Genomic DNA, 6608 nt, shown 5'->3' with positions numbered 1-6608 from the left:
GGACGCCATTCCTGCCGCCCACTGGAAGCTGGGTGACGCTTGCGAGGTGAGCGTGCTGGAGTCGATGCAACTGCACGAGTTCGACGTCGTGGTGGCCGCCACCGGCGACGACAAGGCCAACGTGGTGCTCAGCCTGCTGGCCAAAACCGAGTTCGCGGTGCCCCGAGTGGTGGCGCGGGTCAACGACCCCCGCAACGAGTGGCTGTTCACCGACGCCTGGGGCGTCGATGTGGCGGTGTCCACCCCCCGCATGCTGGCGTCGCTGATCGAGGAGGCCGTCGCGGTCGGAGACCTGGTCCGGCTGATGGAGTTCCGGAAGGGTCAGGCCAACTTGGTCGAGATCACGCTGCCGGACAACACGCCGTGGGGCGGCAAGCCGGTGCGCAAGCTGCAGCTGCCGCGCGACGCGGCGCTGGTGACGATCCTGCGCGGGCCGCGGGTCATTGTGCCGGCGGCCGACGAGCCGTTGGAGGGTGGCGACGAGCTGCTCTTCGTCGTGGTTAGCGAGGTGGAGGAGGAGCTGCGTCAGCTGCTCCTGCCGGCCCGCTAGGGCTCGCGCAGTGCTCGCCGCGCGGCCTTGATCGCCAGATACGTCACCACCGCCGCGCCCGCGGTCAGCGGCAAACCCATCGTGATCCGCGCCACGCCCAGCCAGCCGGTGCGGCCCGCGTCGTAAAGCAGCCCCTGCACCACGAAGCGAGCCCCGAATACCAGCACCCAGGTGAGGGTGGCGACGTCGAAGGCGTAGACGGCACGGCGCACGTCGCGCCAGCCACGGTCGAGTCCGCCGACCCAGCTCCACAGGTAGCCCACCACCGGGCGGCGGATCAGCACGGACAGCGCGAAGACCGCCGCCCACCCCAATGATGTCCAAATACCCAGCAGGAAGTAGCCTTTGGACTCCCCGAGCGCATAGGCGATCAGCGCGCAAAACGCCACGCCGACGAACCCGGCTACCGCCGGCCGGGTCGGACCCCGCCGGATCACCCGCCACAACAGCAGGAGCGCGGCCACGCCGAGCGCCGCGCCGATGGCCGGCAGCAGGCCCCACAGGCCCGATGCAGCCACGAAAACGACCACTGGCACCGACGAATAGAGGAGCCCGCTCACACCGCCCAGCTGCGCGATCAGCTGCTGGGCGCCGGTGGGCTCAGCGGCCACGGCGGGGCTTTCGCACTCGGCCGGTTCCAGGCCGGTCACCGGGGCCGATCCCCGGAAACGTCACCGTTGAATTTCATAGTGCGGGTTGTAGATCGCCTTGGTGCCGTTCTCCAACTTGCCCAGCCGGCCGCGCACCCGCAGCGTACGACCCGAGTCGATCCCCGGGATCCGGCGCTGCCCCAGCCAGACCAGTGTGACGGTGTCGGTGCCGTCGAACAACTCTGCGCGGACCCCGCCGGCGCAACCTTTGGCGTTGGCTTCCACGCTGCGCAGCGTGCCGACCATCGTGACCTCCTGGCCGCGCTCACAATCGATCGCCCGCTGCGCACCGGTGTTCACGACCTCGTCGGACAACTCCTCGACGTCGCGCTGCTCGGGGTCCTCCGTCAACCGGCGCGTGAGTCGGCGCAGGTAACCTTCGGCCGTCGCCATCACCTCTTCAACAACACGTCGGCCGCTCCGCGCCGGAAGGTATCCAAGTGTGGAAGCCGAATCCATCTATGCCAACGGACACCGTAGACCCGTTGGTTCCCGGATGCCATACGACCCCACGAGTGCGCTTGGGATACCCACAAACGTCGGGGACTATCAGGGCAATATCAGGGGATGGCTGGCGACTTGCGCGGTGTGACGACCGTCATCTTGCCGGGGACCGGATCCGACGACGACTACGTCAGCCGGGCGTTCGCCGGCCCGTTGCGCGATGCCGGGGCGCTGGCGTTGACGCCGCCGCCGCAGCCCGGCCAGTTGGTCGTCGGTTACCTGGCCGCCATGGACGACGCGGCGCGCCGGGACGCGATCGCGGTCGGCGGCATCTCGATCGGTGCGGCGGTGGCCGCCGCGTGGGCACTGCAGCATCCCGATCGCGCGGTCGCGGTGCTGGCCGCGTTGCCGGCCTGGACCGGTGCACCCGAGGACGCTCCCGCAGCTCGGGCGGCCCGACACTCGGCGGACCAGCTCCGTCGCAACGGCCTGGCCGCGACGACGACGCAGATGCGCGCATCCAGCCCGCCGTGGCTGGCCGAGGAGTTGACCCGGTCGTGGCGAAGACAGTGGCCGCAGCTGCCCGACGCGATGGAGGAAGCGGCGCGCTACGTCGCGCCAAGTTGCGCGGAGCTTGCGCGCCTGAGCGTTCCGCTGGGGATCGCCGTCGCGACCGACGATCCCGTCCATCCGCAAGAGATCGGCCTCGAATGGGCCGCGGCCGCACCGCGCGCGGCGATGCGCACGGTGACGCTGGATCAGATCGGCGCCGACCCCGCGGCACTGGGCGCCGCCTGCCTGGCCGCACTCGAGGCGGCTCAGCTCGATTAGCCGCCGGTTGTGCTGCTGCGCAACTGCTGCATCGCCGACCCGTCGGCACTGCGGCGTTCGGTCGGTGTGGACCCGCCCTGTTGGGCGGCGGCCTGCTCGGCGGCGGCCTCACGCAATTGCGCGGCCATCGGGTCAGGCAGCTGCACCGGAAGCGGTGTCCTGACCGGCAGCGGGGTATCGCCGCGACGGACCACGGTGTCTGCCAACGCTTCCCGGGCTTCCTCGGTCAAGACGTCGATGCTTTCGTTGGTGCCGCTGACCACACAGCGGATCATCCAGCGGTAGCCGTCAACCCCGATGAACCGCACTGCCCCCGACGCGCGGCCGACGACTTCCCGGCCCCACGGACCGTCCTGAATGCTCACCTGGGTTCCGTCCTTGCGCAGCGTGTCGGCGAGTTCGCCGGCCACCTCACGCCACAACCCCCCGGTCTTCGGCGCCGCGTAGGCCGCGACGGTGTAACGACCGTTGGGCGTCACAATCCACACCGCGCTCGGGATGCCGGTCTCGGTCAGCTCGACCTGCAGCTGGCCTGCCGCCGGCATCGGAATCAACACCGAGCCGAGGTCGAGCCGGGCTGTTTCGGCCGCCGCCGGATCGTCGAAATCATCGACGTCGAACGGGCCGTCCAGCTCATCGCCGGGCTCCGGCGCGTCCCGCTCGACCGGAGCGGGGCTGTTGTCGTCTTTACGGTTGCGTTTACCGATTGCCATTACAAGCGCCGCTCCTTCGCTTCGCTGTGCATCGTCGCCGGCGAATCACAAGCGCCGCTCCTCCTCATCGCTTCGCTCTGCATCGTCGCCGGCGCATCACAAACTCGCATGTCCGCCGGAGGAGCCGTGGCCGCCGTCGGCACGGGATGTGCCGGCCAGCCCGGCCTCGTCGAACGACGACACCTCGGCCAGCTCAACCAACTCGACGTGTTGCACCAACAACTGGGCGATGCGGTCGCCGCGGTGCACGACGATCGGCACCGTCGGGTCGAGATTGATCAGCGACACCTTGATCTCACCGCGATAGCCGGCGTCGATCGTGCCGGGGCTGTTGACGATCGAAAGACCGCTCCGCGCAGCCAATCCGGAGCGAGGATGCACCAACCCGACCATTCCGGACGGGATGGCCACCGCGATGCCGGTCCGTACCAGGGCACGGTGTCCGGGCGCGAGCTCGACGTCTTCGGCGCTGTAGAGGTCGACGCCGGCGTCACCGTCGTGAGCCCGGCTGGGCAGCGGAAGCCCGGCGTCGAGGCGAACAACCGCAAGACTGATCGACACGGGGCCACAGACTACCCTTGGCCGGGTGTCGAGTACGCGCGTCACACCGCAAAGCGTGCGATATCGCGAGCGTTTGTGGGTGCCGTGGTGGTGGTGGCCGCTGGGATTCGCGCTGGCCGCGCTGATCGCGCTCGAAGTCAACCAGGGTGTGCCGGGACTGCCTAACTGGCTGCCGTTTACGTTGCTGTTCGCGGTGGCTGCCGGGACATTGCTGTGGTTGGGCCGGATGGAGATCCGGGTCACCGGCGGCGACGAGGGGCCCGAGCTGTGGGCCGGCGAGGCGCATCTGCCCGTCACCGTGATCGCCCGGTCCGCCGAAATCCCCCGCTCGGCCAAGTCCGCGGCGTTGGGCCGCCAGCTCGACCCGGCCGCCTACGTGCTGCATCGCGCCTGGATCGGTCCGATGTTGCTGGCCGTGCTCGATGACCCCGACGATCCGACGCCGTACTGGCTGGTGAGCTGCCGTCACCCGCAGCGGCTGTTGTCGGCGCTGAGCAGTTAGTCGGCGGTTTCCCGCCCGGTGCCACAGGACCGGACAATCGGGGTCCGATCAAGCCGCGCAGTCGGTGCAGATCATCACGCCATTCTTCTCGCTGGCCAAGCGGCTGCGGTGTTGCACCAGAAAACAGCTCGAACATGTGAACTCGTCAGCCTGCTTGGGAACCACACGAACTGACAACTCCTCGCCGGACAGGTCGGCGCCGGGGAGCTCGAACGACTCGGCGGATTCCGATTCGTCGACGTCGACCACCGCCGACGCCGCCTCGTTCCGCCGTGCTTTGAGCTCCTCGAGCGAATCCTCGGAAACGTCCTCGGTCTCGGTCCGCCGTGGGGCGTCATAGTCGGTAGCCATCAGCCCTCTTCCCCTCGCTCCCCTCATCACCCTGCAAGCAATGCTTTGTACCAGCGTCGAACGCATCCACCAAACGATTCGTGCCCGTATCGCACAGTCTTTAAGTGTGATTTACCTCACACGTAGCATTTGACCCCGCTGCCTCGCTTTAAACGTCCCGTTTAGAGTGCGTACGTGGTCGCGCAAATCACCGAAGGCACTGCTTTCGACCGTCACGGTCGCCCCTTTCGGCGCCGCAACGCCCGGCCCGCCATCTACGCGTTGATCGTGCTGCTGGTGGCGACCGCGGTGGCATGGACGATCGCCCTGACGCGTCCATCCGAAGTCCGCGAGGCCGCGGTGTGCAATGCACCGCCAGAGCCGACGGCCCCGGGACAGCCGCGCCTGGGCACACAGGTCTCGCGCACCACGATGACAAGCGTCGCACCCGCCAAGCTGGCCGAAACCAAGATCCGCGTCCTCAATGCCAGCGGCCGGGGCGGTCAGGCCGCCAGCGTCGCCGGTGCATTGCACGACCTTGGTTTCGCCCAGCCGACCGCCGCGAATGATCCGATCTATGCCAACGCCAGACTGAACTGCCAGGGGCAGATCCGCTTCGGCGAGGCCGGTCAGGCCGACGCGGCCGCGGTGTGGCTGGTGGCGCCATGCACCGAATTGTTCCGGGATGACCGCGCCGACGACACCGTCGACCTGGCTGTCGGCACTGAGTTCAACACACTGGCGCACAGCGATGACATCGACGCGGTGCTCGCCGGCCTGCGGCCGGGCGCCACCGAGCCCGCCGATCCCGCGCTGCTGGCGCAGATCCACGCCGGCAACTGCTGACTGCCGGGTCGGCGCGCCCGACTACCCCGGAATCGGGGCCAGGCCGTCGAATCGCTGCAGGGCAGCAAGCAATTCGTCGGCTATTCCGGGCGCCGCGGCGACTACCGGGGCGGCTGCGCCCGCCGGGTCCTCCGGCTCGTGCAACACCACCCGGGCGCCCGCCTCGGCGGCGATCAGCGCCCCCGCCGCACAATCCCAGACATGCAACCCGTGCTCGTAGTAGGCGTCGAGTAGACCCGCCGCAACCATGCACAAATCCAGTGCGGCAGAACCGATCCGACGCACATCCCGTACCACCGGCAGCATTCTGGCCAGCAGCGCCGCCTGCGCGGTGCGGCGTCGCCGGGAGTATCCGAAACCGGTGCCCAGCAACGCCATCGACAAGTCGTCGACGGCGCTGCAGCGCAACGGACGGGTTCCCTGCCCGTCGGTGAGGTGTGCACCGAGTCCGGCCCCGGCCGAATACACCCGCCCAGCCTCGACGTCGGCGACCGCGCCGGCCACCGATACGCCTGCGACCTGGGCCGCCACCGACACCGCGTACACCGGGATTCCGTAGACGAAATTCACCGTGCCATCGATCGGGTCAAGCACCCAGGTGACCGTGTCGGCGCCAGCGGCTGCCGGATCGACAGGGCCGCCACCTTCCTCGCCGAGAATCGGGTCACCGGATCGCAGTTGCGCCAACCGATCACGCAGCAGCCGTTCCGTCTCGGTGTCGACGATGGTCACCGGATCGGTCGGGGTCGTCTTCGTTCGCACCGCATCGCTGTCCTCGGCGCGCGCATCGGTGCCGAACACCTCGGTACGACGGCGCCGCACGAAGGCGGCCGCTTCCCCGGCCAACGTTTCGGCCACCGAACGCAGATGCGCGGGTTGGTTCTCAGGTGTGCTCACCGGTCCATCGCATCACACTCGCCGCTGGGGGCACCCCCGCTGGCGGGGGACACTACGGACCTTGTGGTGGGTTCGCCAAGCAGCAGCGAACACGGCAGCCAACTCCACATCCACCCACTAGGGTGTGTGCGGACACCCCAGCCTCGCCGAGGAGATCCGATGACCAGTACCGGCTCGCCCACGGACTCGTCCGGAACCGAACCGTCCGGCGGCGCACCGCGCCGCGGTTTCGGTGTCGACGTCGGTGGCAGCGGCATCAAGGGCGGAATCGTCGACCTGGACAC

Annotated in this window: 10 protein-coding genes; 4 read left to right on the top strand and 6 right to left on the bottom strand. The window is 68.8% G+C overall.

From position 1 onward, the window contains the following. A partial coding sequence (locus ACRDTL_RS03940) for a potassium channel family protein (protein WP_431505410.1) occupies nt 1-550 on the top strand: 550 nt, incomplete at its 5' end. On the opposite strand, the gene ACRDTL_RS03935 is transcribed toward ACRDTL_RS03940, so the two are convergent. Both ACRDTL_RS03935 and ACRDTL_RS03930 read right to left on the bottom strand, forming a co-directional pair. Next, nucleotides 547-1161, bottom strand: coding sequence for a DUF3159 domain-containing protein (locus tag ACRDTL_RS03935; RefSeq protein ID WP_431505411.1), 615 nt, complete (start codon nt 1159-1161; stop codon nt 547-549). The genes ACRDTL_RS03940 and ACRDTL_RS03935 overlap by 4 nt on opposite strands. Before the next feature lie 60 nt (nt 1162-1221). After that, nucleotides 1222-1593 carry an OB-fold nucleic acid binding domain-containing protein gene (locus tag ACRDTL_RS03930; RefSeq protein ID WP_431505409.1) on the bottom strand — a complete coding sequence of 124 codons (372 nt, stop codon included), beginning with the start codon at nt 1591-1593 and terminating at the stop codon, nt 1222-1224. A gap of 174 nt (nt 1594-1767) precedes the next feature. Here ACRDTL_RS03930 and ACRDTL_RS03925 point away from each other — a divergent pair, with 174 nt between their 5' ends. Further along, on the top strand, nt 1768-2475 hold the full coding sequence (locus ACRDTL_RS03925) for an alpha/beta hydrolase (RefSeq protein WP_431505408.1): 708 nt from the start codon (nt 1768-1770) through the stop codon (nt 2473-2475). On the opposite strand, the gene ACRDTL_RS03920 is transcribed toward ACRDTL_RS03925, so the two are convergent. Beyond that, complete coding sequence (locus ACRDTL_RS03920; protein WP_431505407.1) at nt 2472-3188, bottom strand: DUF3710 domain-containing protein; 717 nt, start codon at nt 3186-3188, stop codon at nt 2472-2474. The two genes, ACRDTL_RS03925 and ACRDTL_RS03920, sit on opposite strands and share 4 nt — an antisense overlap. A gap of 96 nt (nt 3189-3284) precedes the next feature. Further along, entirely contained in the window at nt 3285-3749 is a 465-nt protein-coding gene (gene dut, locus ACRDTL_RS03915) for a dUTP diphosphatase (protein ID WP_431505406.1), read from the bottom strand. 25 nt (nt 3750-3774) lie between these two features. Between dut and ACRDTL_RS03910 the strand changes: the two genes are divergently transcribed. Further along, nucleotides 3775-4251, top strand: coding sequence for a DUF3093 domain-containing protein (locus ACRDTL_RS03910; protein ID WP_431505405.1), 477 nt, complete (start codon nt 3775-3777; stop codon nt 4249-4251). A 48-nt stretch (nt 4252-4299) separates the two neighbouring features. Here ACRDTL_RS03910 and ACRDTL_RS03905 read toward each other — a convergent pair whose 3' ends face one another. Beyond that, entirely contained in the window at nt 4300-4602 is a 303-nt protein-coding gene (locus tag ACRDTL_RS03905) for a DUF4193 domain-containing protein (protein ID WP_431505404.1), read from the bottom strand. Nucleotides 4603-4776: 174 nt separating this feature from the next. Between ACRDTL_RS03905 and cei the strand changes: the two genes are divergently transcribed. Next, nucleotides 4777-5427, top strand: a complete 651-nt coding sequence (gene cei / locus ACRDTL_RS03900) for an envelope integrity protein Cei (protein WP_431505403.1) — start codon at nt 4777-4779, stop codon at nt 5425-5427. A 21-nt stretch (nt 5428-5448) separates the two neighbouring features. Here cei and ACRDTL_RS03895 read toward each other — a convergent pair whose 3' ends face one another. Then, the gene (locus tag ACRDTL_RS03895) at nt 5449-6324 is read right to left on the bottom strand and encodes an inositol monophosphatase family protein (RefSeq protein ID WP_431505402.1); all 876 of its coding nucleotides are present in this window, start codon (nt 6322-6324) and stop codon (nt 5449-5451) included. Between the last annotated feature and the right edge of the window lie 284 nt (nt 6325-6608).

The organism is Mycobacterium sp., assembly GCF_050700595.1.
In the GTDB taxonomy this organism is placed as follows: Bacteria; Actinomycetota; Actinomycetes; order Mycobacteriales; family Mycobacteriaceae; genus Mycobacterium.
Note: the sequence above shows the minus strand (reverse complement) of the source record. Positions and strands in the feature narration are given on the sequence as shown.